A 26,961-nucleotide genomic window follows, 5' to 3' on the forward strand; every position below is an offset into this window, starting at 1 on the left:
CGTGAAACGGACCGCCCCTCGTCATCCCTGGAGGCGGTCTCGGCGCGGTGCTGCCGGGTCTCGGTCCGCCGCGAGGTGGTGGCGAGGATCGACATGGACGACCGCGATCGGCCGGTTCGCGGCGTCGATGACTCGTGCTGGAGGCGGAGCCGGAGCGGACGACGGGGCCGGCCGGCGTCTCATGCGTTCACGAATCTTGGAGCGACGGTGGTGCGCGCCGGGCCGTTGCGGCGGTCGTGAGGCCTGCGGGCGACGGCGATCCTCCCCGTCGATCGCGTGAAAGCGTCCACCCGCTTTCGCCGCGTGGGTGCCGTGAACGCGCGATCCAGGGCGGTTCGGCGGCGCGTGGCGGGTGTCCGCTCTGGCTGCCCGGCGCTCACGGCCATCGGCGGCGCCGCTGGGGATGCGACGTCGGGCCGCCTCTTGAAACCGTGTGGGCGTCGATGAGGACGGGCGACAAGGGCGCCTTGAAACGGGGTTCGGGAGCGGCCGCACCCGGTACGGGTGGTGGAGAGTCGTCGGGATCCGAGGGAGGGCCGACGTCGGCCCTGGGGGCGGCGGCGCACATGCCTGTGCGGGGGTTGAGCGGGACGGTGCGGGCGCGGAGCCCGCGATCGCTTGCCGCCGGATCAAGGAGATGCGGCTACCCCTCAGACGCCCTCCAGCGGGCGCCTCACCCATGGGGGCCTCCAACCTCCGCCCCTAAGGTGAACGTAACCGGTGAACGCTGAATAGAACCTAAAGAGCGCTGAAGCGGCGTTCAGGAACGCCGAGCGAAGCGGTGATCCTTGGCACGGAGCCGCCAGCCGATACCAGAACTCCGCCTGGAGACGGGTCGAAGGCGGCCGGACAGGCGCCCGAAGCGTGATCCGTGTTCCATTTCCTGAGAAAATTCGTGACCTGAAGCCCCTGGTTGCGGCAGTGTTGGGGACGTGCATTCTCAAACCGTCATCGATCACACCGAACAATCCATTGAGGTGCTGATCGATCCTCCCGTCACCTCCGCGCTCGTCGCGGAGCTGACGACGCTGTGGGCGAAAGTCACGAACGCGGGAGGGTCGGTCGGCTTCGTAGCCCCCGTCACCGAGGCGTTCGTGCGACCGCACACCGTCGCGATTCTCGCGCGCGTCATCGATGGAAGCGACACTCTTGTCGCCCTGACGGAAGGAGAAAAGATCGTCGCATGGTGCGTTCTCGCCGCCAACGACTCTCCGCCGCGACAGAACTGGCGCAACGTCCGACACGTCCAGGTCGATCCCGACTCGCAGGGCGGCGGCCTCGGCGGGCGCCTCCTCCAAGCGGCCGAAGCGGTCGCCCGCGGAGTCCTGAACCTCGAAGCGCTGAGCCTCAAGGTGCGCACCGGAACCGGCGCCGAGGAGTTCTACCGGCGCCACGGTTACGTCGAGGTGGGCCGCCTGCCGGGTGCCGTGAAGGTCGCCGAGAACGACTACCGCGACGACATCATCATGTGGCGCCGTCTTCGCTGAACGCTCGCGCGGGGCGCGCTGGCCCCAGTTGCGGTAACGTCTGTTGCGTGTCCGCTGACCCAGCCGCCCCGCGAATCCCCGAATTCGTCACCTGGCCGGCTTTCCCTTTCGAGGGAGACCTCCGGCTGAAACCGATCGCCCCGCCCACCGACACCGAACCTCCCCGCCGCGGCGAAGACCGTGGCGACTGCCCGTCATGCCTCGCCGGCGACGACGTGTACCTGTGGACCGACGACCGCTGGCGCGTCAAGGCGCCACCGCGACCGTCGGGCCTACCCGTCGTTCTCATCCTCGAAACCCGAGCCCACCTCGATCTCGGCGACCTGTCTACAATGCACGCCGCTGAGCTCGGGGTCCTGACGGTCCGACTCGAACGGGCGATCCGGTCTCTCGACTCGGTCGCGCGCGTCCATGTCAACCGCTGGGGCGACGGCTCCGCTCACCTCCAACTGTGGTTCCTCGCGCGGCCCAAGGGATACCTGCAACTGCGCGGACCGTTCATGACGATGTGGGACGACATCCTCCCTCCGACCGACGAAACACAGTGGCGCGAAGACCTCGCCTATCTCGCGGCCTGGCTCGACGACTCCGCCTGAACCGACAGCGGTAACCCGGATGCCTGACGCCCCGGCCATGCGGTAACGTATGCGCGTGCACCACCCGGCCAGGTAGCTCAGTTGGTACGAGCGTCCGCCTGAAAAGCGGAAGGTCGCCGGTTCGACCCCGGCCCTGGCCACCGACCAAGAACCCCTCACCCGAATCGGGTGAGGGGTTCTTTCGTTCCCGATCTCATGGCGCCTCGGCCGCGCGAGACGGTCACGCCGCGCCGTCCCCCGCTCGCGGATCGGACGAGACCACTCCGTCCGAAAAGGAATCCGACCCCCTCGCGGGCTCTTCGACCGTGTCCGCCCGAGACCGAAACCCGACCCAGGCACAGTTATGTCAAGTCACATCTCGACGGCAAGGGATGCTGAGGGCATACCGTGGTCGAGTCCGTCCACCGCCAGTACATAAGGCGCAATCGCCGGTTACGCCTGGCGTGGTGCGTCGTGACAGCCCCCGAAGACGGCGATCTCGCGGAAGGCGAAACGGAGTCGTTCTCGGGGGCCGACGGAGGCTTCGGACGGCGGAACGTTCTTCGTCGAGAACCAGCCACGGACGGCACCGCCACGGAGGGTAGGTCGCGGCGACGCGGCGAGGCTCGACGATCCGGCGCTCGGATCCCACGAGCCCGGTACCCGATCGACGCGGAGACCCTCCGACCGATGCCCGACCGGTGCCGACGCCCTCGGGATCCATCATGGATACCGACGATCGTCGATCGCGAGACGCGCTCCGAAGCCGAGTGACGTCGTCCATAGTGAAGCGGTAGTGGTGGCGAAGAAAAACGCGGTGACCTCTACGAGATCACCGCGTTCCTTGGTGCGGAAGGAGGGAGTTGAACCCTCACGCCCTTTCGGGCACACGGACCTGAACCGTGCGCGTCTGCCATTCCGCCACTTCCGCTGGCTTAGCGAGACGAACTCTAGCACAGTGATTTTCGGGGCTTCCACTGGCTTTTCGTCGATCGATCTCGCGGGATCGCCCGACAAACGTGTCGGGCACTTGGAGGATTTGCGTCCACCCTTTACGCTTGCCGAGGTTTGTCCGTTCATTCAGACCGTGACAGTCCTGCGACGGATTGTCGGGTCTGTGGTGACAGGTGACGGCTGTGACAGGCTAACACGCGGCGCCCGCTCGGTTCCCAAGGTGTTAGCTCGGCCGGATACCATCGTTGTCCTATACGTATGCGCCGCAGTGGTGTTGGTTCGTGATGGTCTAGGAGGATTCCAGTGACCGTGCTGGGACGCTTTGAAAAGCGGCTGGAGGGCCTGTTCGAGGGTGCCTTCGCGAAGATGTTCAAGGGTGTCGTGCACCCGGTGGAGATCGCCGGCGCAATGCAGCGTGAGGCCGAATCCCACAAGGCGATCCTCGCGGGTGGCCGGATTCTCGTCCCCAACCGCTATGTCATCGACCTGTCCCCGCCTGATCATGACCGCCTCGCTCCGTACGCGGCGGCTTTGGCTCAGGAGTTGGCACAGTCTCAAGCCGAGCACATCGGTGAGCACGGCTGGACCGTCTACGGCGATGTGATCGTGGAGATCGAGCGCGGCGAAGGCCTCGACACCGGCATGTTCCGGGTGATCGCGGAAGTGGCGGCGCAGCAGGACGCCCACGCGCCCCAGCCCGATCACGGTTTCGGTGGTGGCCACGGCTACGGACCGCCGACCAGTGGCGCTCCGGCGCCGCCGTCCGGTCCCCGTCTGGTGTCCGGTGACGGTCGTCAGTACGCGATCACGATGGGTTCCACCACGATCGGCCGCGGCGAGCAGGCTCAGATTCGTCTGCCGGACGTCGGCATCTCCCGTGTTCACGTTCGGGTCGACTTCGACGGCGCTCAGGTCATCGTGACCGACCTGGGTTCGACGAACGGCACGCTGGTGAACGGTCAACGGATCTCCACGGTCGCTTTGCAGCCGGGGGACATGATTCAGTTGGGCACAACCTCGCTGACTCTCCAAGCCAGCTAGCTTCTACGCTCAGATGTCGGCAACGGGTCATGTGATTCGCCAAGTGACCGGAAGGACGCTTCGTGCCTGAGTTGGTGTTCACGGTCGCACGTTTCGGTGTGCTGATCTTGTTGTGGGTGTTCGTTTTCGCGGTCGCCCGCGCGATTCGGCGTGATGTGTTCGCGGGTGCCAGTGGCACCCGTGCCGCCGCGCCGGCGATGGCGGCGGGCAGAGGCGGCGGTGGGCGGTCCTCCGCTCCGAAGGCCGCTCGTACTCTCTTCGTCACCGAAGGCGACCGGCGCGGTACGACCCTGCCCTTGCAAACCGCCCCCATCCGCATCGGTCGCGCGAGCGACTCGACCCTCGTCATCAATGACGACTTCGCGTCTTCCCGGCACGCCCAGCTGGTTCCGCGCGGCGGCCAGTGGATCCTCGAGGACCTCGGTTCCACCAACGGCACCTACCTCGGCCGCGCTAGGGTCACCGGACCAACCCCTGTCCCCCTCGGCGTGCCGATTCGCATCGGCCGGACCAGCATTGAGCTTCGCCCATGACTTTGACATTGCGTTATGCCGCCATCTCCGATCGCGGCCTCATCCGTAGCGGCAACCAGGACTCGGTGTACGCCGGGCCGCGGTTGATCGCGGTGGCCGATGGCATGGGGGGGATGGCGGCCGGCGACCTGGCCAGCAGCATTGTCATCGACACTCTTGCCGTTCTCGACGAGGATGTTCCCCCCGACGATTTGACTGGTGCGCTGGCGTCCGCGGTCGAGCAGGCCAACGCCCGCATCCGCGCCACCGTCGAGGAGAACCCTCAGATGGAGGGCATGGGGACCACCCTGACGGGTTTCCTGTTCTCCGGCAGCGCCCTCGGAATGGTCCACATCGGTGACTCGCGGGCCTATCGGTTGCGCGACGGCGTGTTCACGCAGGTCACCAAGGACGACACCTACGTCCAGATGCTCGTCGACGAGGGGCAGTTGACGCCGGAGGAGGCCGAGACCCACCCGCAGCGTTCCCTGCTGTTGCGTGCCCTCGGTTCGAACGAGGTGGAACCGACCTTCGCGACCCTGGAGCCTCGACCGCGCGATCGGTACCTCGTCTGTTCCGACGGCCTGTCGGGCGTGGTCTCCGAGGAGACCATGACGGAGGTTCTTCGCACCGTCCTGGATCCGCACGAGGCCGCCGAACGTCTGGTGCAGTTGGCGTTGCGTGGTGGTGGGCCCGACAATGTGACGGTCCTGGTCGCCGATGTCACCGACGCCGACATCATCGAGGCGGAACCGATCATCGGTGGCGCGGCCGCCGCCGATCGTGACGCCGCGTCCTCGGCCGACCCGTCGACGGCCGCCGCGCGTGGCGCGGCCGCGACCGCGGCGCCGAAACCGGCGGCGCCCGTCGCGGAGGAGGCCGAGGTCGAGGAGAAGTCGACGAAGCCGAAGCGCGGCAAGCGAGTCGGCCTGTACAGTCTCGGCGTCCTGCTGCTCGTCGGCATTCTCGCTGCCGGTGGCTTCCTGATCTACCAAGGACAGTACTATGTGGGCATCTCGGAGGGCGGCAAGGTCGCCGTCTTCCAGGGTGTCCAGGGTGACATCTTCGGCATTTCGATGTCGAATGTGGAGGTAGTTAGCGATCGCTCCGTCGACGACCTGACCCAGGACGCCCGCAACAAGCTCAAGGGCGGCATTCCCGCCGACGACCGCGCCGACGCGCTTCGGATCCTCGCCGACGTCACCGACGACGACCCGGCCAACGCCAACCTGTTGCCGTTGTGCCCCAACGCCGAGCAGGCGGATCCGTCGTCGACCCCGTCCGAGTCGCCATCCGAGTCGGCGTCACCCGAACCCGAGGAATCCACGACCCCGTCGGACGAACCCTCGACGAGTCCGACCCAGACCAGCAGCGACGATCCGACGCCGGGCGTCGACTGTCGTCTGGCCGATTGACGACAGGTGGTCATGCCACGGTGAGTTCGCCCTCGCTCGCGCGCGTCCCCACCCGCCGCAACACCGAGTTGGTGCTGCTGCTGGTGGCGGTGCTGGTGCTGTTCCTGCTGCAGGTGTCCATCGAACTGGCTCTGCTCAGCGAGATCACGCAGACGGCGTTCGTTCTGACGGCGATCATCGCGGTCGGACTCGGTGCCGCGCACATCCTCGTCCGGGTGTTCGCGCCCTACGCGGACCCCATCCTGCTGCCCTGCGCGGGTTTGATCACCGGCATCGGAATCCTCTTCATCCGCCGCCTCGACATGAGCGCCTTCGTCTACGAAGACGGCATGCGCGTCCCGAACTACCCGACGGAGGCCGACCGGGCCGCGATGTCGGTGTTCGCCGACGCCGGTGGACGGCAACTGATGTACATGATCGCGGCCGTGCTCGCGTTCGGCGCGATCCTGTGGCTCATCCGCGACCACCGCAACCTGTCGCGGTACCCGTTCATCATCGGTCTCGTCGGCGTGTTGACCGCCGCGTCGCCGGTCGTGTTCGGCTCCACCATCAACGGTTCGCGGCTGTGGATCAACCTCGGCTTCATCAGCATCCAGCCGTCCGAGTTCGCGAAGCTGCTCCTGCTGATCTTCTTCGCCTACTACCTCGTTCGTAAGCGCGAGGTCTTGTCGCTGGCGAGCCGGAAGATCCTCGGGATGCACTTCCCTCGCGGACGTGACCTGATCCCCGTCCTTGTCGTCTGGGCGATCAGCGTCCTCATCCTCATCGGCATCCGCGACCTCGGCACCTCGCTGCTGTTCTTCGGGATGTTCGTCGCGATGCTGTACATCGCGACCGAGCGGACCAGTTGGATCATCATCGGCCTGAGCCTCTTCGTCGGTGGCGTCGTCCTGATCTACCCGTTCTTCGACCACCTTCAACTGCGCGTCGCGATCTGGCTGGACCCGTTCTCGGATCCGCTCAACGACGGTCGTCAGCTGGTGCAGTCGCTCATCGGGCTCGGCTCGGGCGGCCTCTTCGGTACGGGCCCGGGTGCCGGGCAACCGCAGGAGACGGCCCCGGCCGCGAACTCGGACTTCATCCTGTCCGGCCTCGGCGAGGAACTCGGCCTGTTCGGACTGGCCGCGATTCTCATGCTGTACCTGCTTCTCGTCGCTCGCGGAATGCGCGCCGGTCTCGGCGTCCGCGACTCCTTCGGCAAGCTGCTCGCGGGCGGTCTCGCGTTCTGCGTCGGCTTCCAGCTGTTCGTCGTGCTCGGTGGCGTCTCGAAGCTGATCCCCCTCACCGGTCAGACCGCGCCGTATCTCGCCGCCGGTGGTTCGTCCCTGCTGGCGAACTGGGTGCTGTTGGCCCTGTTGATCCGCGTGTCGGACGCCGCCCGTCGGCCCAAGGCCGCGCCGATCGGTCCGATCAAGATCGCGCCGCCGCCTCCACCCGCCGACAACTCGCCGACCCAGATCGTCACCATCGCACCCGAACTTCGTGAACTCGACATCCCGCCGTCCAATGAGGAGACGGCGTTGATCAGTACCGAGAATCCGGATGCCGAGCCGGACGGGGAGTCTCCGGCGACCACACCCGAGGTGAAGCCGTGAACACCCCCCTTCGTCGCGTCACGATCGTCTTGATCGCGCTGTTCTCCGTCATGTTCGTGAATCTGAACTGGATCCAGTTCGTCGAACACGACTACTACAAGAACAACGACTACAACAACCGGATCACCATCGACGAGTACTCGCGTCCCCGCGGGTCGATCCTCGCGGGCAGCGAGACCCTCGCTCGCAGCGTGGAAACCGACGGGGATCTGAAGTACGCGCGCGAGTACCCGGGAGGACCGGCGTTCGCGCACCTCACCGGTTACCAGTCCCTCGTCATCGGCGACGGCGGGATCGAATCCGTCGAGAACGACCTGCTGTCCGGCGAGGACCCGCGACTGTTCGTCGACCGGATCAACGAGATGTTCACCGGCAACCGCGTGGCGGGCGGAAACGTCATTCTGAGCGTCGACCCGGCCCTGCAGAAGGCCGCGTGGGAGACGCTGTCGGCGCGCGCGGACGGCAAGGTCGCGACCGCCGTCATGATCGACCCCCGGTCCGGTCAGATCCTGTCCCAGGTCTCGACGCCGTCCTACGACCCGACTCCCCTGGCGAGCCACGATATCGCCGAGGTCCAGGGCGCGTGGACGGAGCTGAACGCCGAAGGCTCGGGCAACCCGATGCTCGACAGGTCCACCAACGAGGTGTTCCCGCCCGGCTCGACGATGAAGATCGTCACCGCCGCCGCCGCCCTCGCGGCCGGGATGACACCCGACACGATGGTCGAGAGCGGCAACGAGTACACGCCCCCGAACACGACCCAGGTGATCCGCAACTCCAACAACCAGTGTCCCGAGAAGGAACTGCCGTTGAAGGAGGCGTTCGCGCGGTCCTGCAACACGACCTTCGCGAAACTGTGCGTCAACGACTTCGGCGGCCTCGTCGACGACGGGGCGACCGCGTTCTCCGAGATGGCCGAGGCCTTCGGCTTCGGTGAGGAACTCCGCACACCGCTGAAGGTCTCGTCGAGCCGAGTCGGCGACGTCTCCGACCCGGCCTTCCTCGCGCAGGCCTGCTTCGGCCAACACGAGGCACGGCAGACGACGCTGCAGAACGCGATGATCGCCGCGACCATCGCCAACGGCGGCGAGCGCATGCAGCCGCAGTTGATCAAGGAACTTCAGGCGCCCGACCAGACGACGCTGGAACGGGTCGGCGAGGAGTCCTTGGGCAGCCCGGTCAGTGGCGACGTCGCGGAGGGGTTGCGGGAGATGATGGAACTCGTCGTGACGGACGGCACCGGCGGCAACGCGGCGATCGACGGTTTCACGGTCGGCGGTAAGACCGGTACGGCCGAGCACGGTGTCGACTCGGCGGGTAATCCGCTGCCCGAACACGGCTGGTTCACCGGTTACGCGTTTAATGGCGATGGTGACCCCGTCGTGGCGATCACGGTGTTCCTCGCCGACGCGGGGGACGGTGGTAGTGGCGACGCTACGGCCATCGCCGGCGATCTGATGCGCCTCGCGCTGGAGACTTGAGTGGCGAGCCTTCGGCACCATGAGAGCGGAACGCGACGGATGACGGTAAGGATGTAGGACCATGATGAGCCCCGGCACGAAGCTTGGCGGGCGTTACCGGCTGGACGTGCGCATCGCTACCGGTGGCATGGGCGATGTCTGGCGTGCGACCGATGAGGTGCTGGGGCGCGAGGTCGCCGTGAAGGTGCTCCTTCCCTCGCTGTTGAGCGAGCCCGGCTTCATCGAGCGTTTCCGCGCCGAGGCGCGGATGGTGGCGACTTTGACGCACCCGAACATCGTGCGCGTCTACGACTACGGCGAATCGCCGATGGTGGGCGGTGGCGGGGTCGCGTATCTCGTCATGGAGTTCGTCTCGGGGCACGCGTTGACGGAGAAGTTGAAGCGGCATGGCCGGTTGACGGCCGCGGAGGCGCTTCCGTTGTTGGCGCAGGCCGCGGAGGCGTTGCACGCGGCGCACATCGCGGGTGTGGTGCATCGGGATGTCAAGCCGGGCAACCTGTTGATCGACGATTCGGGTTCGGTCATGTTGACTGACTTCGGGATCGCGCGGTCCGGGTTGACGGGTGGGCTGACGCAGGCGGGTTCGGTCCTGGGGACGGCGGCCTACGTGTCGCCGGAGCAGGCTCAGGGTTTCCCGGTGACCGGTCAGTCCGATGTGTATTCGTTGGGGATCGTCGCGTACCAGTGTCTGGCCGGTCGGCGGCCGTGGGACAGCGACAATCCGGTCGAGTTGATCATGCGGCACGTCAACGACGCTCCGCCGCCGCTGCCCGACGACGTCGACGAGCCTGTTCGGGCGTTCGTGTTGCAGGCCTTGGAGAAGGATCCGGCGCGGCGGTTCTCGTCCGGCGCCGAGATGGCGGAGGCCGCGCGGTCGATCCTCGGTGGCGGGTCGTTCACTCCGCCGCCGTCGTACTCGCCGCCGGAGGCTCCGCATTCGCCTCCGGCCGGGCCTTCGGGGCCGGTCACACCGCCGGGTTACGGGCCGGGGCACGGTACGGCGGTTCCGCCGCCGGGTCGCGGACTCGACGATCGGACGTCGGTCGCACCGATGATGATGGAGCCGGAGACGCCCGCGCCGGTGCGCCGGCGTAACAAGCTGCTGGTCATCGTGGCGGCCTCGACCTTGGGTGTCGTGCTGCTGACGGGTGGGATCTGGGCGGCGACGGCGAACTCGCCGGAGAATGATGATCCGCCGCCGGTGACGGAGACCGAGGAATCGGCCGACGGCATCGACATCGTCGTCGAGGATTACTTGAACCGGTCGCCGAAGGACGTCGAACAGGAGCTGCGCGAACTCGGCTTCACCAATGTCGAAGTCAAGGGGATCGGTCGTTTCGTCAAGAACGTCACACCAAATGGTCTACAAGATCCTGAAACCTTGATCATGGTTGAAACGAGTAATACACGAGTGGAACCGGAGCCCACGGGGACCTCGTCGGATCAGCCCAGCCAGGGTGACAATTCCTGTTCACCTGGTGTGACCATCTGTATCCCGAAGTTTGACTAACCGAAACGAAGGATTTCTTAGCGATGACGGTGCAGCCGCGAATGGTGGGCGGCCGATACGAGATCGGCGGGATCCTCGGTTACGGGGGAATGGCTGAGGTGCACCGCGGTCGGGACACGCGGCTCGGCCGTGACGTCGCGATCAAGATGCTGCGGACGGACTTGGCGAGAGATCAGACGTTTCTGACCCGGTTTCGCAGGGAGGCGCAGAACGCGGCGTCCCTGAACCATCCTTCCATTGTGGCGGTCTATGACACCGGTGAGGACACGTCGGGTCCGGCACCGGTGCCGTACATCGTCATGGAATACGTCGAGGGCCGCACCCTCAAGGAACTTCTCCAGGCGGAGGGTCGACTGACGCCGCGTCGCGCGTGCGAGATCGTCGCCGACGTGTGCGCGGCGCTCGACTTCAGCCACCGGCACCAGATCATCCACCGCGACGTCAAGCCGGGCAACGCCATGCTCGCGTCGAACGGCCAGGTCAAGGTCATGGACTTCGGCATCGCGCGCGCGATGGCGTCGGGCCAGGCGACGATGACGCAGACGTCCGCCGTCATCGGGACCGCCCAGTACCTGTCGCCGGAACAGGCTCTCGGCAAGACCGTCGACAGGCGGTCCGACGTCTACGCGACGGGCTGCCTGCTGTACGAGCTGCTGTGCGGCGATCCGCCGTTCACCGGGGACAGCCCGGTCGCGGTCGCGTACCAGCACGTGCGGGAGGCGCCGGTTCCCCCGAGTCACGTCAACCCTGACGTGCCGCCGTCCGTCGACGCGATCGTGTTGAAGGCGCTCGCGAAGAACGCGATGAACCGGTACCAGAGCGCGGGTGAGATGCGTGAGGACCTGGAGCGCGCGATTGCCGGCCGTCCGGTGCTGGCGACGCCGTTGATGAGCGACGAGGATCGCACCCAGCTGCTCGGCGAGGTGGACGACGACACGATGACTCGCGCCGTGCCCGCCGCCGTTCAGGAGGAGAAGCCTCGGGGCAAGGGCAGGGTCGCGCTGTTGACGGTGCTGGCGTTGCTCGTCGTCGCCGGTCTGGGTTTCGGGGGTTGGTATCTCGCGGTCGGGAACCGGGTCGACGTGCCCGATGTTCGAGGCGAGGAGGAGGCGGTCGCGGTCGACATGATCGAGGACGTGGGCCTGGAAGCGGACGTCTCGTACGCGAAGTCCTCCGAGGAGTTGGAGGGCGTGGTGATGGAGCAGAGTCCGCGCCCGAACGGTCGTCTGGCCGCCGGTGAGGCGGTCGCGTTGACGGTGGGTCAGGGAACCGGGCAGGTCGAGGTGCCGGATCTGAAGCAGTACGCCGATTTCGCTTCGGCCGAGGCACAGCTCAAGTCGTTGGGGCTGCGTGCGGAGGAGGAGGAGGTCGACTCCTCCGAGGACGAGGGCAAGATCGTCGGCCAGGACCCGGCCGCGGGGAAGAGCGTCGATCCGAACAGCGTCATCACCGTCAAGGTGTCGAACGGTCAGATCGTGGACATTCCGGGCGTGGTCGGGGAAACCGAGGAGACGGCCAGGGAACGCATCGAAGCGAACGGTTTCGTCGTCGGCACGGTCACCTACGTGCTCGAGGGCGGCGAGGTCGGCAAGGTCGCGAGCCAGTCCCCCGAGGGCGATAGCGACGGTCAGGCGGGGCAGTCGATCGACTTGACCGTCGTCGGGGTGGCGGTCCCGGATCTCGTGGACAAGACGATCGGCGAGGCGCGAGCCCTGTTGGAGGACGAGGGGCTGACCCTGGTCGCGCCGACGGGAGCCGCCGACGACTGGGTGATCTCCGCCCAGGACGTTGACGGGATCGTCAAACGCGGCAGCCAGGTCACCGTGCAGGCGGCGGAGCCCGGACTCGGAGACTTAAGAGGTCCTCTCTAGCGAAAGCTCATGCGAACGGCCCCGGACGACGAGCCCGGGGCCGTTCGCGTGTCGTCGGTCAGCCGATCGCGGGGCGGATCATCGCGGTGACCTCGCCGAGCCCGACGGTCGTGCCGCGCGGGCCGGGCGCGGTCGCCGTCAGAGTGACCGTGTCGCCGTCCTGGAGGTACGTCCGGTCGCTGCCGTCGTCGAGCAGGATCGGTCGGGCGCCGTCGTGCGACAGCTCGAGGAAGGTCGCGGCCTGACTCGGCCGCGGGCCGGAGACCGCGCCGGTCGCGAACAGGTCCCCCGTCCGGAGTGCCGCGCCACCGCTGGTCAACTGCGCGAGCAGCTGCGCGGGCGTCCAGTACAGGCCGGACGTCGATGGGCGCGACACCTCGGTTCCGTTCCAGTGGACGTTGATCGCAACGTCGTAGCCGAAGCGGTCGGATTCCTTCAGGTAGCCTTCCGTCGCCGGTTGTTCGGGGGCGGCTCCGCGCGCGGCGGCGAGCGCCTCCAGCGGAGTCACCCAGCCGCTGACGGAGGTCGCGAAGGACTTCCCGTTCAGGGGCCCGAGCGGTTTGTATTCGAAGGAGCCGATGTCTCGGGCGGACCAGTCGTTGACGAGGACGACTCCGAACACGTGGTCGGCGAAGCTGTCGGCGCCGACGGGCGAGCCGAGGTTGGTGGGGACTCCCACGACGAAGCCGAGTTCGGCTTCGATGTCGAGTTTCGCGGACGGCCCGAAGGAGATGTCGCCGCGGGCGTCGCGTCGTTGCCCTGCGGGTCGGACGATGTCGGTTCCGGAGACGACGACGGAGCCCGCGCGCCCGTGGTGGCCAGGCGGGAGGTGTCGCCACGCGGGCGGCAGCGGGTCGACGTCTTCGGGGCGGTAGATCCGGCCGAGGTTGGCGGCGTGGTCTCCGGAAGCGAGGAAGTCGACGAAGTCGCCCGGGACGAACGGCAGGTGCATGCGGACCTGCGACACGGGGACGAGCAGCTGCGCGATCGATCGCTGGAACTCGGTGTTGGTGAGCGATTCCTGGACTTGGCCGCGGACCTGCGACCACGCTGCTCGACCGAGGGACATGAACGGGTTCAGCGCGGGAGCGCTGAGCGCGGCGCACGTGGGGCAGCCGGGGCAGGTGCCGGATGCCACCGACATGCGCATGTCGAGCACGAAGTCGGCTATGCGGACGCCGATGCGGGGCGTCGGGTCATCTCTTGTGGAGAAAACTCCGAATGGTAGGTGGTGGATGCTGTACTGGCTTTCGTCGGCGCCTTCGACCCAGCTCACTGCTGTCAATTCTCCTTGTCTACCAACGACCATTCGATGAGATCGTCGAGCGGTTCGGCGATGCTGCACGAACCGAACCCGATCCAGTGGGGGCGGGGGTGCGCGAGCATGCCACGTAGGGAGTAACGAATGGGGTCCGATTCGGTGATTTCCAGTAGCCGTGCGACTTCGGGAGGTTCGGCGCCGGACGCGGCGAGCGCGGTCGCGGCGAGGATGTTGCCGAAGCCGTGGTGGGTGAAGCCGGTGCTCGGGTCGGTGTGGCGGAGGACGTGGTGGAGTCCGGCGGTGAGTTTGAAGTCGAGTCCGGCGCGGACGCAGGCGGTGATGGCGTCGGCGAGCGCGGCGGGCGTGGGGAACAGGTCGGCGGTGAGGCCTCCGGTGCGGAACTTCGGTCGGAGGTCGAGGGCGCCGAGGAGGTCGAGGGTCGCGGGGAGTCCGGTGCCGAGCGGTATCTCGGCGTAGCAGTGGATTCCGGTGTCGGCGGCGACACGGGCGAGTGCGTGTATGGCGGTGTCGTGGCCCGCGCGGGCTTCGATCTGGTTGACGGCGATGGTGCCGGGCAGGTCGGCGATCGCGTCGGCGGCGCCGTCGGGTCCGGTGTCGGCGATGACGCCGATGGTGAGGTGTTCGTCGTCCTGGAGGTGCGCGGTGAGCGCGGTGAGCGCGCTGGCTGGCAGCAGGAGGGGGCCGACGAGGGGCGCGTACCAGGCGTCGCGGTGTTGGCGGTGTCGTTCGACGGCGGTGCCCAGTGGCGCGTTGCCGGGCGGGAAGACGGCGGCGTCGTCGATGAAGCCGGTGAACAGTGGACCGATGTGGAGGTGCTTGTGGCTGGACACATCGCCGAGGATAGTTCGCGGCGTCGTCGCGGAGGTGGTGTCGACGTGGCGGGTCCCCGCTCGCGGTCGGGGACGAGGCGGAGAGGGCGGTGGCGGCGGGGTTTTCGGCCGGCCGACGTTCCACGGGTGGGACGTTACGGGCGTCCGGTCTGGAGGTGGTTCGATCGTGAGGGGCGTAGCGGACATGGCTGATCGGCCCGGCGACGAAATACGCTTTAGTCTGGGGTGATCGACCCGGCGGCGGCGCCGGTCACCATGTCGTCTCTGACGAGGAGCAGCCATGCCTTACTACCGCACCGTCGGGGAGATCCCTCACAAGCGGCACACTCAGTTTCGGCAGCCGGACGGCGGCCTGTACTTCGAGGAGCTGATGGGCCAGGAGGGGTTCTCCTCGGATTCGTCCCTGCTGTATCACCGCCACGCACCGACCGCGATTGTGGACAGTCAGGTGTTCTCGCCTCGTCAGCAGACGTCGATGCCGAATCACCCGTTGAAGCCGCGGCATCTGCGCACCCACAAGTTGGACGAGCGCGGTGACGCGATCCTGGGTCGGCGGCATCTGTTGTCGAACGCGGACTGCCGGATCTCGTACGCGGTCGCGGATCGTCCGTCTCCGTTGTATCGCAACGCTATCGGTGACGAGTGCATCTATGTCGAGGCGGGGACGGCTCGGGTGGAGACGGTCCTCGGGGTGCTCGACGTCGGGGAGGGCGACTATCTGATCATGCCGACGTCGACGATCTATCGGATCGTGCCGACGGGTTCGGAGCCGTTGCGGACGTTGGTCGTGGAGTCGTCGGGGCACATCACGCCGCCGAAGCGGTACCTGTCGGTGCGGGGCCAGTTCTTGGAGCACTCGCCGTACTGCGAGCGGGACATTCGGGGTCCGGTGGAGCCGCTCCTCGTCGACGAGTCCGATGTGGAAGTCCTGGTTCAGCATCGGGGTAACGGCTCGGAGACGGTGTGGACGCGGTTCACGTACGCGCGGCACCCGTTCGACGTCGTCGGTTGGGACGGTCACCTGTATCCGTGGGTGTTCTCGATTCACGACTTCGAGCCGATCACGGGCCGCATCCACCAGCCGCCGCCGGTGCATCAGACGTTCCAGGGCCCGAACTTCGTGATCTGCTCCTTCGTTCCCCGCAAAGTGGACTATCACCCGGATTCGATTCCGGTGCCGTACAACCACCACAACGTCGACTCGGACGAGGTGTTGTTCTACACGGGCGGGAACTACGAGGCCCGCAAGGGATCGGGGATCGAGCAGGGTTCGATCTCGTTGCACCCGTCCGGGTTCACCCACGGGCCGCAGCCGGGTGCCGCCGAACGGTCCATCGGCATCGACTACTTCGACGAACTCGCCGTCATGGTCGACACGTTCCGGCCGTTGCATTTGTGCGAGGACGCGTTGGCGTGCGAGGACACCGGGTACGCGTGGACGTGGAACCGTCGCCCCTGAGCGTCGTGGACGTTGTCGCCGGTCCGAGGGATTCGACTCGGACCGGTTCTTCGTTCGGGGCCGGACGTGAACGTGGGCGCACACCGGCATGGTGTGCGCCCACGAGCGCTGTGGTGCCTATCCGTTAATCGAAGAGTTCCTCGAAGAAGCTCTTGCGACGCTTCTTGTGGCCGTAGGCGCCGCCACGGTAACCGTGCTTGTAGTGCGGCTGGCCGTAGCCGCCGTGCTTGTAGTGCGGTTGGCCGTAGCCTCCATGGCCGTACGGGGCCGGCGCGGGCGGCGGCGGGTACGCGCCCGGCTGCGGGGCGACGGGAGCGGGCGGTGGTTGGGCGGCCTTCGGGGGCGCGCTCGTGGGTGAGCCGGGCGAGTTGAACTTCGCGTCGGCGTCGATGAGGTGCTCCAGTTCCCCGCGGTCGAGGAAGATGCCGCGGCATTCGGTGCACTGGTCAATCGTCACGCCATTGCGTTCGAACTGGCGCATCTTCGCATGGCACTTGGGACAGGTCATCTCCATACCCAACAACGGTACCTGGTGTTCGGCGACGCGCGAATGAGGGTGACGAGCGCGACACGTCCGCCGGACGTCACGCGGTCGCGCCGCCGGTCGCGGTCGCGGGCGTCAACCGCCGGTTCGGGTCGGCCGTGTCCGTGAGGACCCACCACCAGATCGCGTACACGCCCGGGTAGAGGAGGTAGCCGAACCTGGTGGCGGGCATGAGGAGTATCGCGGCGAGGATGCCGACGGCGCAGATCGCGGCGACGAGCGCGGCGTCGGCGGGCGGTCGGCGAAGTAGGTACACGGCCATCGCGCACGCGACCGCGACGAGCAGGCCGAGGGCGATGAAACGTCCGCCGGGGACGTGCTGGGTCAGGAGGTAGCCGGGCAACGGCGACGCAGCCGGGGACGTGACGAGTCCGTTCCCGGACGGGAAGTCGATGACGTTGGCGATCAGGGCGTCCGCGTTCGTGATCAGGACCGGGGTGATCGTGACGACGGGGATAGGGAGCGCCGCCGGAAGGTATCGACGTAGTTCGCCGCGTCGCCACGCGAGGAACGCGAGCACCACGAGGACGGGCCACGCGAACAGTTTCAGGGCCGCCGCCAAGCCGATCGCGACACCGGCGAGGACGGGTCGACGCACGAACGCCGCCGTCAACGCGAGCAGCGCCAACGCGAGGACGGGAAGGTCGTCGCCTCCCGTCGCGAGCGTCAGCGCCGTGATCGGGAGGACCGCGACCGCCTGGATCGCGCGGACGATCGCGCCCGTCGGCGCACCCGCGTCCTTCAACAGCCGCAACGCGACCGCGAGCACCCCGAAGGTCGCGATCGCGAACCAGACGCGAGCGTCGGTGAACCAGTGGTCCCCGAAGAGCGCGCGCGGGAGGCCGAACACGGCCATGCCCGGTTGGTACGGGTTGTAGCCCGTCAACGGGTCGTCGAGGGCCGCGATCGCCGACAGGTCGAGATACGGCGATCCGGTGTCGAGGAGGCGCGCGGCGGAGTCCTCGACGACGACGACCTCCTCCTGGGCGCGTCCGGCCAGACCGTCGACGCGCTGCCACGCCTGAGCCAGGAGAGGCACGATCGAGACGGCGACACCGGTTCCGATCGCGACCCACAGTCGCGTCGTCGCCGGGACGGCGTACCGCCCGAGCAGCATGACGGTCACGATCGCGGCGGGCAGGTAACCGCCGATCGCGATCGCTGCCCAATGCTGGTGCGACGGGAGCGTCGACCACCACATCGTGTAGCCGGCGAACAGCGCCGAAACGCCGTACAGGACGAGATCGACGAACAGGGATTGGCGGCGCATGTCGTCCATCTTGCCGTTCGTCGCCGATGTTCCGCTTCTGAGGGGGAGCCGAAGCCGCCCCCTCAGAAGCGGCGTTGACGATGCGGATCAGCGCAGGGTCAGCTGGCGGCCGACGAGGCCGTCGCGGGCGCGGCGCTGTTGCGGCGTCAGCGGTTCGTCGCTGGCGAGAGCCTCGGCGTACCGGACCGCGAACTCGGCGACGGGCTCCTCGCACTCCTTCGCGGAGGTCTCCGGCGGCAGGTCCCACACCGGCACGAGGACGCCGTGCGTGCGGAACATGCCCGCGAACTTCGACTCGGGGATGAGCTTCAGCCGGTCGTCGCCGCGCAGCCGGGCGAGCGCGGCCAACGCGACGTCCTCGTCCTCCGGCAGGACGACGCGGGCGTGCGCGTGCTCGGGAGTCGAGCACCAGTAAGCGCCCGGCATCGCCGACAGGGCCTCGCTCGGGTAGATCGACGAGTCCGCGCGTTCCATGCTGGCGCGGACCTGCGGGTCGGACGCGTCGGTGCCTTCGGCGAGCCAGAACGTGAACGAGTCGTGGATGGTGATGTCGAGACCGTCCGCGGTGAGCAGGTCCTGCATGCGCGGGCCCGGTCCGGGACGGGACGGGACGGCCACGGGCTGACCCGGTGGCGTCGACAGCGCCGCGAGGAGCGACGCCGCGATGTCCCGGCTCACGTCGCCCGAGGAGAACTGGCGTTGCGCGGCGACGAACACGTGGCCGTCGGCGCGCGCCATCGCGGGCCACGCCAGTGGCAGCACCGTCGCGAGAGTGATGGGTCGGTCGGCGGCCGCACCGACGTATTCGGATTTCAGGCGCAGTGGCGACGTCGCGGACGGGAGGAGTTCGCGCATGGCGATCCAGTCGACTTCATCGGTCAGCCCGGCGAACGGCCGGGAGACGAACACGTCCCGCGTCTTCTTGGCGGGTTTGGGTTCGCTCGTGCGTGGGTTTTTGCGTCGCTTACTCACGAAAGACAGCCTAAACCGCGCCGGTGGTGATGGTCACGCAAGGTTTGCGTGACAGGGCCGGACGGTTACGTCCGTCACCGGTCGAAACGTACCCACACGGTGCGGCCGTCGCCGTCGTCGGTGACACCCCATTGGCTGGTCAACGCGTCGACGATGTGCAGGCCGCGCCCGTCCGGCGAGGACTGGTCGACGGACCGGACCGCCGGGGAACTCGCGCTGCCGCCGTCGGTGACGGCGAACTCGATCGAGCCGGTGGTGAGGCGGAAACGAACGGACAGTTCGTCGCCCGCGAGGGGGCTGGCGTGTCGGACGGCATTGCCGATGAGTTCGGTGGAGACGGCGCACAGGTCCGCCAGGAGCGCGTCGCCGACTTCGGCGGCCACTCCGGTGAGCCAGCGACGGACCGTTCCGGCGCTCCGGGCGCTATAGGGCACACGTGTCTGCCACGACGCCGCGTTGTCGACGGCCGTACGCATGCGGCGGTGCCTTTCTGCCGGTGATCATCCGGTCGCCTGAGTGCCCGCGACGTCGCGGCGCTTGCGCGGCGCCGTCACGGTGGGCCGAACAGCGAACAGGTCCGACCTTGAAGATACCGCGCATCCGTCGAGTCGGCACACGTGCGATCCGGATGGAGGATAACCAGACGAACACGTCACACGCAAGCGCTACGCGTGGTATTCGCCGAAAGGCGACAGTTGGGAGGTCGTGTCGGGTCTGGTGCGGAGCTCGTCGAGCGGCATCGTCGCGGTACGGGGCGTGCGCCTTTTGCGGGGGCGGTGGTCGCCAACCGAGCCGGGGGCGGGGCCACCGACTCGCGGTAAGGCTCAGACCAGGGCCTTGCAGTCTGCTGGTGGTCGTCTTCTGCGGCTTGGTGGGTCTTCGTTGCCGTCACTCGCAGAAAGGCGTGGTCACGTACGCCCGCCCCACCAAGCCGAAAAGTCCCGCGCCACCCACCAAGCCGAACTCGCGCGGTTCGGGATCGAGGACGAGCGCCCTCCGGCGATCGTGGCCGTGGGTGTGGATGACCGAGGAAGTGGCGGTTTCTCCGGTGCGCCCGTCGTATTCGTCCCGTCACGCGGCGGCGCGTGATCGGGCGAGGACGCCGGCGACGATCGGGCCGGGATGGGTTCGTTCCACCGACACGATGATGGCGGCCACGCCTGTCGTCGCGAGACGACCGGTTGGACCCGTGACCGCCGGATATCGACACTCACCAGGGGAAAGGATGATCCCTATACATCGATTTCCTGAGCCTACTTGACAGGCATGGACTTCGAGTTTCCTTGTCCCCCTCGGGACCCACGGATGATCAGTCCGAAGTGGATACCGTTCGGTGTCCTCGGTCAGCGTCCCAGCGCCGTCAGCACCATCTCCGGGTCGTCGGTGATGATCGCGTCGGCGCCCATGTCGGCGACGGCCTTCGCCTGTTCGGACTCGTTGACCGTCCACACGAACACTTGATGGCCGGCCGCGTGCGCGCGTTCGATGAGCCGCGGTTTCGCGCGGAGCACGTCGACGCGCGGTCCGAGGATGTCCGTTCCGATCGGCGGCGCGCCGAGCGGGTACTCGAACAACCACACGAGCGGCACGCCCGCGTCGAGCCCGCGATACCGCGTGACGGCGGCGCGCGCGAACGACATGACGACCGCGTCGATGCCGGGGTGCTCGGCGAGCGCGGTGTGCACGGCGTGTTCGACTCGGGAGCCGTAACGGGTGGGGTGCTTCGTCTCGACGAGGAGCCGGATCTTGCGCGGCGCGTCGTCGATGAGTTCCAGCAGTGTCGTGAACGGGACGATCCGGTGCGGGTCGCCGGAACGGGCGTGCTTGCCGGTGAAGTCGAGTTCGAGGAGTTCGGCGAGGGTCCTGTCGCTGATCGCGCCGGTGCCGTCGCTCGTCCGGTCGATCGTCCTGTCGTGGTGACAGACGAGGTGCCCGTCCTTCGTCAATCGCACGTCGCATTCGAGGGCGTCGGCTCCGACGTCGATGGCTCGACGGTAGGCGGCGAGGCTCTGCTCCGGCAGGTCGATGTTGGCGCCGCGGTGCGCCACCACGATCGGTTCTGGCATGACGCGAGCCTAAATGCCGAGTGCGGGTCTCGGCAATGCGGACGGCCGGGTCTCGGAAGATCGTCGGCCGTTGTTCACCGTCGGCTCACCGGGCCGCCTCGTCGGGGTCGCCGCCGACCCGGACGACCACGCGGGGCGCTCACACGACGTGCGGTTCGCGGACCTCGTCGCGGTCGCCTCGCAGCGATCGGACTCCGAGCGGCGCCAGTGCGCCCGCGATGATCGCCAGCAACGGGATCGTCCAGATCGCGCTCGTCAACCCGAGCCATTCGCCGAGTCCACCGATCACGGCGGGCCCGAGGAGCCAGCCGGTGTAACCGCCGGTCGAGACCATCGCAATGCCGGGACCGTCCCCCGCCGCGGAGAACACGACGGGCACGATCACGGCGATCCCGAGTCCGAGCGCGAGCAGCCCCGAGATGACGAGCGTCTGCCCGGCCACGCCGGGGCCGGTCACGGTCGCCGCGGCGAGACCGACGGCGAGCCCGCCGCCACCGGACAGGGCGGCCGTGGCGATGCTGCGCCCGCGCCCGTACCTGCCGACGAGACGGTCACCGGCGAGCCTGCCGACGAACATCGCGATCGAGAAGATCGTGTATCCGAGCGAGGCGACGAACGGCCCCGCGTCCTGCGTCTGCTGTAGGAACAACGCGCTCCAGTCCGCCGCGGCGCCTTCCGCGAGCAGCGCCGCGAACGCCACAAGGGACGAAATGAGGAGGCCGCGTTCGAAACGCCACCCGCGTCGTTTCGTGGCCGACGCGTCCACCGGGCCGTCCGGCAGCAGGAATCGTCCGAACAGGAGGGCCGCGACGACGCCGACGGAGCCCAGCGCCGCGAGTTGTGCGAACAACGGGACTTCCCACTGCGCGGCGAGCCCGCCGATGCCCGCACCGGCCGCCGCCGCGAGGCTCCACACCGCGTGGAAGGAACCCATGATGGGGGTGCCGGCGGCGCGTTCGACCGTGGCGGCCTGGGCGTTCATCGCGACGTCGAAGGAACCGATGAGCGCGCCGGCGAGCAGCAGCGCCGCCGCGAGGGTCCATGGCGCCCCGACGCCCGCGCCTACCGCCGTGAAGCCGGCCGCGTACAACGGCATCGTCACCTTCGTGACGGCCGCGCTGCCGAACCGCGCGCACAACGCGCCCGTCAACGGCATCGCGAGGATCGCCCCGGCCGGTGGTGCCAGCAGCACCAGACCGAGTTGTCCCTCGGACAGGTCGAGCGCCGCCTTGATCTGGGGAATGTGCGGCAACCACGACGCGGAGACGACACCGTGGACGGCGAACGCGACACTGACGGCGAGCCGGGCTCGAGAGGTGGGCGTCATGAGTGACGAGTCTCGCGCACCGACACCGTCACAGGCAAGCCCGGCGGAGCCCCGTCTCGGCGGTTTCGCGCCGACGAAGATCGTGTCGGGAACCGACACCGGAGACGTCGCGCGGGCGGATTCGGTTAGGCGGAGTCGGTGTCGGCGCCTTCGTCACCTGAGGCAGGACGGTTCGACGGCGAGGTGAGGGCCGTCGGATGAGACCCGACAGGGCGATTGCCCCCGCCCGCCCTTCGCCCGCGACCGTATCGATCCGATGTTGATTGTCGGTCAGGCCAGGTGCCCGATGCGTTCGCCCGACTGCGGATCGAACAGCAGCGCGTCGTGCGGGTCGAAGCTGACCGTCAGGTTCGCGCCCTCGGTGACGCTGCTGCGGGCGTCGAGCTGCGCGATCAATTGCGCCGTGCCGAAACGGTCGGCGGCCCCGGTCACCTGCGCGACCTCGGTCAGGCGTTCCGACGACGCGGGCCGCTCGAGATTGAAGTACGCGAGTTTGTACGGGCCGAGCGATTCGAGGATGTCGACGCCGTCGGTGAACGTGTAGCGGCCCTCCCCGGTGGCGAGCGCGTCGTCCTCGAAGGCCTCCGGGCGCAGACCCACGATGACGTCCCGCGTCGACTCGGCCTCGGCGAGCTCGGTCTTCGCCTTGTCGGACAACGGAAGCGCACCGATCGACGTCTGGACCCGACCGTTCTCGATCATCCCGGGCAGGAAGTTCATCGGTGGTGAGCCGATGAACCCGGCGACGAACAGGTTCGTCGGGCGTTCGTACAGGTCCGCCGGGGTGCCGACCTGTTGGGCGATGCCGTCGCGGAGGACGACGATGCGATCCCCGAGCGTCATCGCCTCGGTCTGGTCGTGCGTCACGTAGACGGTCGTCGTCGCGAGGCTCTTCTGCAGTCGCGAGATCGACGTCCGCATCTGCGCCCGCAGCTTGGCATCCAGGTTGGACAGCGGCTCGTCCATGAGGAACGCCTCGGGGGATCGCACGATCGCGCGACCCATGGCGACGCGTTGCCGCTGGCCACCGGAGAGTTCGCCGGGCCGACGGTCGAGCAGTTCCGTCAGTTCGAGGATCTCGGCGGCTTCGCCGACCTTCTGCTTGATCTGGCGTTTCGGGGTCTTGGCGATCGTCAACGGGAACGCGATGTTCTCGCGGACCGTCATGTGCGGGTACAGCGCGTACGACTGGAACACCATGGCGATGTTGCGGTCCTGCGCGGGCTTGTCGTTGACCCGGGTGCCGCCGATGCGCAGTTCGCCGCTGGTGATCGGCTCCAGGCCGGCGATCATGTTGAGGATCGTCGACTTCCCGCAGCCCGACGGCCCGACCAGGATCAGGAACTCCTCGTCCGCGATGGTCAACGAGATCTCCTTGATCACGTCGGCACCGCCGCGGTAGCGCTTGGCGATCTTGTCGAGGACGATCTCAGCCATACCGGGCCCTACCCTTTCACCGCGCCGGCGGTCAGACCGCTGACGATGCGTCGTTGGAAGATGAGCACGAAGACGACGATCGGGATCGTCACGATCACGGCCGCCGCGGACACCGAACCGGTCGGGTCCTCGAACTGCGACGCGCCCGTGAAGAACGAGATCGCGGCCGGAGCGGTGCGGGCCTTCTCGGTCGACGTCAGCGAGATGGCGAACAGGAAGTCGTTCCAGCTCTGGATGAACGCCAGCACCGCGGCCGTGACGATGCCGGGCGTCGCGAGCGGGACGATGACCTTGCGGAACGCCTGGAACGACGTCGCTCCGTCCATTTTGGCGGCCTTCTCGAGTTCCCACGGGATCTCACGGAAGAACGTCGACATCGTGTAGATCGTCAGCGGCAGCGCGAACGTCACGTACGGCAGGATCAGGCCCGGCCACGAGTTGAACAGACCGAGCGTCCGCTCGATGTTGAACAGCGGCGTCACGAGCGACACCTGCGGGAACATCGCGACGAGCAGTGCGGCGCCGAGCATGACGTTGCGGCCGGGGAAGTCGAGCCGGGCGATCGCGTAGGCCGCGAAGGTCCCGAGCAGGATCGCGATGAGCGTCGCGATTCCCGCGATCCCGATCGAGTTGATCAGCGGGCGCAGGAACCCGCCGTCGGTGAACACGTTGACGTAGTTGTCGAACGTCCACTTGCTCGGGAAGAACCCGCCGTCGGCGATCGTCGACGGGTCCTTCAACGACAGCGACGTCAACCACAGCACCGGGATCAGCGCGAACGCCACGACCACGATGTCCAGTGCAGTCCACTGTAGTCTCTTGCTGGTCATCGGCGGCCTCCCATGTTCGGCGCGGAGGTGTTGAGCAGTTTGATGAACACGAACGCGATCAGCGCGACCGAGATGAAGATGAGCACCGACATCGTCGAACCGATGCCGAGGTTCAGGCCGCTGACGAGATTCGTGTACGTGATGATCGAAACCGAGCCGGTGTTCTGCGCGCCACCGGTGAGGACGTAGATGTTGTCGTAGATGCGGAACGCGTCCAAGGTGCGAAACAGCAGGGCCACCGCGATCGCCGGGCGCATCAACGGCAGCGTGATCTTCGTGAACCGCTGCCACCGGCTCGCACCGTCCATCGACGCCGCCCGCAGCAACTCGTCCGGCACCAGCGCCAGACCGGCGAGCAGCAGCAACGCCATGAACGGAGTCGTCTTCCACACCTCGGCGAGGATGATGATCGCGATCGCCGGCCACTGCTGAGTCAACGGCGCCGTCCCCTCCGGAAGCATCGCCGCGAGCCAACCCGTCGCGGGCGTCCACGCGTACAGCCAGCCGAACGCGGCGACGACGGTGACGATCCCGTACGGGATCAACAGCACCGTGCGGACGGTGCCGCGCCCGACGAGCGTGCGGTACATGACGACGGCGAAGGCCATGCCCAGCACCAATTCGATCGCGACGCTGATGACCGTCACGAGCACCGTCACTCCGAACGCGTTCCACCAGAACTCGTTCGTCAGGACCGTCACGTAGTTGCCGAGACCGATCCACCCCGAATCGTCGGGGAAGCGCAAGTCGTAGCGCTGGAACGACAGCAGCACCGAATACACGATCGGCCAGCCCGCCACCAGCAGCATGAATATCGCCGCGGGCGCGCACAGCAGCAGGCCGAGGCGCCGCTCACCCGCCTTCACCTCGTCACCGGTCGTCGTCACGGCAGCACCCCCTTGGAGTCCAAGGCGTCACGGATCGCGGCGGCGAGCCGATCGGCGTCGTCACGCGGTTGGATCGCCGCGGGCGGCGACAAGATCGCCGACGTCACCGTCGACACGTTCTGGTAGACGGGTGTGACGGGACGTGGGACGGCGGTTTTCAACGCCTCGAGGATCGCGTCGCGCATTGGATAGGTGTCCGCCATCTCCGGTTCGTCGTAGACCGACTCGATCGTCGGCGGCAGACCGTCGTTGACGGCCGACCACAGTTGACTCTCCGGATCGCGCAGGCACAACGCGGCCTCGAAGGACTGTTCCGGGTGCTCGGAGTAGGTGCTGACGGCGAAGTTCGCGCCGCCCAACGGGGACCGCCCGGGGCCGTCGATGCCCGGGTACGGCGCCCACCGGAAGTTCTCCGCGATGTCGGGCTTGTTCGCGACCATCGACGCGTACACGAACGGCCAGTTCAACTCCGCGAAACTCGATCCACTCTCGACGGCCAGTCGGGCCGTGTCCTCCTGAGTGTTCGACAGCGACGGGTTCGCCGCCTCCGACGTCGCGAAGTTCCGCATCTGCTCGAGGGCCTTCACCGCGGGCGCGCCCAACTCGACGGCGTCACCTGCGGCGTTGAGGATCGACCCGTCCGCGGCGGCGACCATGCTGTTGAACCAGACGACGAGCCCCTCGTACTGCGCGCCCGTGACCTCCACATAGTGCGGCTGGTCCTCGGCGGCGAGATCCGTGGCGACGTCGATCAGCTCATCCCACGTCTGCGCCGGTTCCGGCATCAGATCCGCGCGGTACCAGAGCAACTGGACGTTCGTGTTGGACGGAGCCGCGAACAGCTCGTCCTCGAAGGTGGCGGTCGTCAGTGGAGCGTCGAGGACGCCGTCCTCCGCCTCCTCGCGGTACTCCTTCGGCCAGGGCCGAATCCACTCCGCCGACGCGAGTTCCGCCGTCCACGTCACGTCGATGCCGAGCACGTCCATGCCGGGATCCGCCGCGGCGAGTCGACGCACCATCTGTTCCCGCTGGCCGTCGGCGTCACGCGGCAGGGTGTTCAGCACGATGCGATAGGCGCCGTCCGCCTCCTCATTGCACCGATCGACGATCTGCCCGAGGTTCTCTTGCGGGGCGTTGTACACATTGACGACCGGCACGCCCGATTCGTCGCCGCACGCCGACAGTGCACCCGCCGCAACCACCACCGCGACCGCGCACCCGGCGAGCCCACGCCACCGTCCACCGTCTGTTATCGACACATTTCGGACCATAGACCGGCCCGGCGGGCAAAGTCCGGAGTTTGGGGGACCCGGACCGAGACGCAGGTCGTTCCTCTAACGACATTCGTGCCAGTCGACTCCGCTCGACTCCGCCCGACTCCGCCCGACTCCGCCCGACTCCGCCCGACTCCGCCCTGCTCCGCTCGACTCCGCTCTGCTCCGCCCGACTCCGCTCGACTCCGCTCTGCTCCGCCCGACTCCGCTCGACCCCGCTCTGCTCCGCTGTCCTCCTGCCCCCGCCGCACTCCGCTGCTCCGTCCCCTCCCCATTCGTCGCTTGGTTGGGCAAATTGCNCGCTTGGTTGGGCAAATGTCGGAAACAGGCGTGTTTTCGCAA

Annotated in this window: 22 protein-coding genes and 2 tRNA genes; 11 read left to right on the forward strand and 13 right to left on the reverse strand. The window is 67.6% G+C overall.

All coding sequences use genetic code 11. The features are described 5' to 3' along the window. Positions 1–932: 932 nt before the first annotated feature. The 3 genes from ACM9NP_RS12185 to ACM9NP_RS12195 all read left to right on the forward strand — a co-directional run bounded on the left by ACM9NP_RS12185 (position 933) and on the right by ACM9NP_RS12195 (position 2,223). Complete coding sequence (locus tag ACM9NP_RS12185) at positions 933–1,487, forward strand: GNAT family N-acetyltransferase (protein ID WP_415646766.1); 555 nt, start codon at positions 933–935, stop codon at positions 1,485–1,487. Positions 1,488–1,534: 47 nt separating this feature from the next. Further along, positions 1,535–2,083 carry a hypothetical protein gene (locus ACM9NP_RS12190; RefSeq protein WP_415646767.1) on the forward strand — a complete coding sequence of 183 codons (549 nt, stop codon included), beginning with the start codon at positions 1,535–1,537 and terminating at the stop codon, positions 2,081–2,083. 66 nt (positions 2,084–2,149) lie between these two features. Further along, positions 2,150–2,223 (forward strand) — tRNA-Phe (locus tag ACM9NP_RS12195). 684 nt (positions 2,224–2,907) lie between these two features. Here ACM9NP_RS12195 and ACM9NP_RS12200 read toward each other — a convergent pair. Next, positions 2,908–2,993 (reverse strand) — tRNA-Leu (locus ACM9NP_RS12200). Between the two features lie 326 nt (positions 2,994–3,319). Between ACM9NP_RS12200 and ACM9NP_RS12205 the strand changes: the two genes are divergently transcribed. From ACM9NP_RS12205 to pknB, 7 genes are all read left to right on the forward strand, one after another. Continuing rightward, positions 3,320–4,057 carry an FhaA domain-containing protein gene (locus ACM9NP_RS12205; RefSeq protein ID WP_415646768.1) on the forward strand — a complete coding sequence of 246 codons (738 nt, stop codon included), beginning with the start codon at positions 3,320–3,322 and terminating at the stop codon, positions 4,055–4,057. Positions 4,058–4,119: 62 nt separating this feature from the next. Further along, positions 4,120–4,590 (forward strand): FHA domain-containing protein FhaB/FipA, encoded by a 471-nt coding sequence (locus ACM9NP_RS12210; protein ID WP_415646769.1) that lies wholly within the window; start codon positions 4,120–4,122, stop codon positions 4,588–4,590. Continuing rightward, complete coding sequence (locus tag ACM9NP_RS12215) at positions 4,587–5,984, forward strand: PP2C family protein-serine/threonine phosphatase (protein WP_415646770.1); 1,398 nt, start codon at positions 4,587–4,589, stop codon at positions 5,982–5,984. The genes ACM9NP_RS12210 and ACM9NP_RS12215 overlap by 4 nt, the downstream gene beginning before the upstream one ends. Positions 5,985–6,004: 20 nt before the next feature. Continuing rightward, complete coding sequence (locus ACM9NP_RS12220) at positions 6,005–7,579, forward strand: FtsW/RodA/SpoVE family cell cycle protein (protein ID WP_415646771.1); 1,575 nt, start codon at positions 6,005–6,007, stop codon at positions 7,577–7,579. Beyond that, positions 7,576–9,060: a penicillin-binding transpeptidase domain-containing protein gene (locus ACM9NP_RS12225; protein ID WP_415646772.1), complete on the forward strand. Its 1,485-nt coding sequence runs from the start codon at positions 7,576–7,578 to the stop codon at positions 9,058–9,060. The genes ACM9NP_RS12220 and ACM9NP_RS12225 overlap by 4 nt, the downstream gene beginning before the upstream one ends. Before the next feature lie 61 nt (positions 9,061–9,121). After that, complete coding sequence (locus ACM9NP_RS12230; protein WP_415646773.1) at positions 9,122–10,570, forward strand: protein kinase domain-containing protein; 1,449 nt, start codon at positions 9,122–9,124, stop codon at positions 10,568–10,570. 23 nt (positions 10,571–10,593) lie between these two features. After that, entirely contained in the window at positions 10,594–12,441 is a 1,848-nt protein-coding gene (gene pknB / locus ACM9NP_RS12235; protein WP_415646774.1) for a Stk1 family PASTA domain-containing Ser/Thr kinase, read from the forward strand. Between the two features lie 58 nt (positions 12,442–12,499). Here pknB and ACM9NP_RS12240 read toward each other — a convergent pair whose 3' ends face one another. Next, positions 12,500–13,717, reverse strand: a complete 1,218-nt coding sequence (locus ACM9NP_RS12240) for a fumarylacetoacetate hydrolase family protein (protein WP_415646775.1) — start codon at positions 13,715–13,717, stop codon at positions 12,500–12,502. A gap of 5 nt (positions 13,718–13,722) precedes the next feature. After that, complete coding sequence (locus ACM9NP_RS12245; RefSeq protein WP_415646776.1) at positions 13,723–14,553, reverse strand: hypothetical protein; 831 nt, start codon at positions 14,551–14,553, stop codon at positions 13,723–13,725. 280 nt (positions 14,554–14,833) lie between these two features. Here ACM9NP_RS12245 and ACM9NP_RS12250 point away from each other — a divergent pair, with 280 nt between their 5' ends. After that, on the forward strand, positions 14,834–16,012 hold the full coding sequence (locus tag ACM9NP_RS12250) for a homogentisate 1,2-dioxygenase (RefSeq protein WP_415646777.1): 1,179 nt from the start codon (positions 14,834–14,836) through the stop codon (positions 16,010–16,012). 124 nt (positions 16,013–16,136) lie between these two features. On the opposite strand, the gene ACM9NP_RS12255 is transcribed toward ACM9NP_RS12250, so the two are convergent. The 10 genes from ACM9NP_RS12255 to ACM9NP_RS12300 form a co-directional block, all read right to left on the reverse strand. Then, positions 16,137–16,526, reverse strand: coding sequence for a TFIIB-type zinc ribbon-containing protein (locus ACM9NP_RS12255; protein ID WP_415646778.1), 390 nt, complete (start codon positions 16,524–16,526; stop codon positions 16,137–16,139). 70 nt (positions 16,527–16,596) lie between these two features. Continuing rightward, entirely contained in the window at positions 16,597–17,826 is a 1,230-nt protein-coding gene (locus ACM9NP_RS12260) for a glycosyltransferase family 87 protein (protein WP_415646779.1), read from the reverse strand. A gap of 87 nt (positions 17,827–17,913) precedes the next feature. Further along, positions 17,914–18,798, reverse strand: a complete 885-nt coding sequence (locus tag ACM9NP_RS12265; RefSeq protein ID WP_415646780.1) for a DUF5926 family protein — start codon at positions 18,796–18,798, stop codon at positions 17,914–17,916. Positions 18,799–18,872: 74 nt separating this feature from the next. Beyond that, complete coding sequence (locus ACM9NP_RS12270) at positions 18,873–19,274, reverse strand: ATP-binding protein (RefSeq protein WP_415646781.1); 402 nt, start codon at positions 19,272–19,274, stop codon at positions 18,873–18,875. 867 nt (positions 19,275–20,141) lie between these two features. Further along, a complete protein-coding gene (locus ACM9NP_RS12275) occupies positions 20,142–20,864 on the reverse strand; it encodes a glycerophosphodiester phosphodiesterase (RefSeq protein ID WP_415646782.1) in 723 nt (240 codons plus the stop codon). Between the two features lie 139 nt (positions 20,865–21,003). Further along, a complete protein-coding gene (locus ACM9NP_RS12280) occupies positions 21,004–22,191 on the reverse strand; it encodes an MFS transporter (protein WP_415646783.1) in 1,188 nt (395 codons plus the stop codon). A gap of 270 nt (positions 22,192–22,461) precedes the next feature. Next, positions 22,462–23,628: an ABC transporter ATP-binding protein gene (locus tag ACM9NP_RS12285; RefSeq protein WP_415646784.1), complete on the reverse strand. Its 1,167-nt coding sequence runs from the start codon at positions 23,626–23,628 to the stop codon at positions 22,462–22,464. A gap of 8 nt (positions 23,629–23,636) precedes the next feature. After that, entirely contained in the window at positions 23,637–24,458 is an 822-nt protein-coding gene (locus ACM9NP_RS12290; protein ID WP_415646785.1) for a carbohydrate ABC transporter permease, read from the reverse strand. Further along, positions 24,455–25,345: a carbohydrate ABC transporter permease gene (locus tag ACM9NP_RS12295; protein WP_415646786.1), complete on the reverse strand. Its 891-nt coding sequence runs from the start codon at positions 25,343–25,345 to the stop codon at positions 24,455–24,457. Before ACM9NP_RS12295 ends, ACM9NP_RS12290 begins: the two co-directional genes overlap by 4 nt. Continuing rightward, positions 25,342–26,616: an ABC transporter substrate-binding protein gene (locus ACM9NP_RS12300; RefSeq protein WP_415646787.1), complete on the reverse strand. Its 1,275-nt coding sequence runs from the start codon at positions 26,614–26,616 to the stop codon at positions 25,342–25,344. Before ACM9NP_RS12300 ends, ACM9NP_RS12295 begins: the two co-directional genes overlap by 4 nt. Positions 26,617–26,961 lie beyond the last annotated feature (345 nt).

The sequence above is a fragment of the Stackebrandtia soli genome (genome assembly GCF_965137155.1).
In the GTDB taxonomy this organism is placed as follows: Bacteria; Actinomycetota; Actinomycetes; order Mycobacteriales; family Micromonosporaceae; genus Stackebrandtia; species Stackebrandtia soli.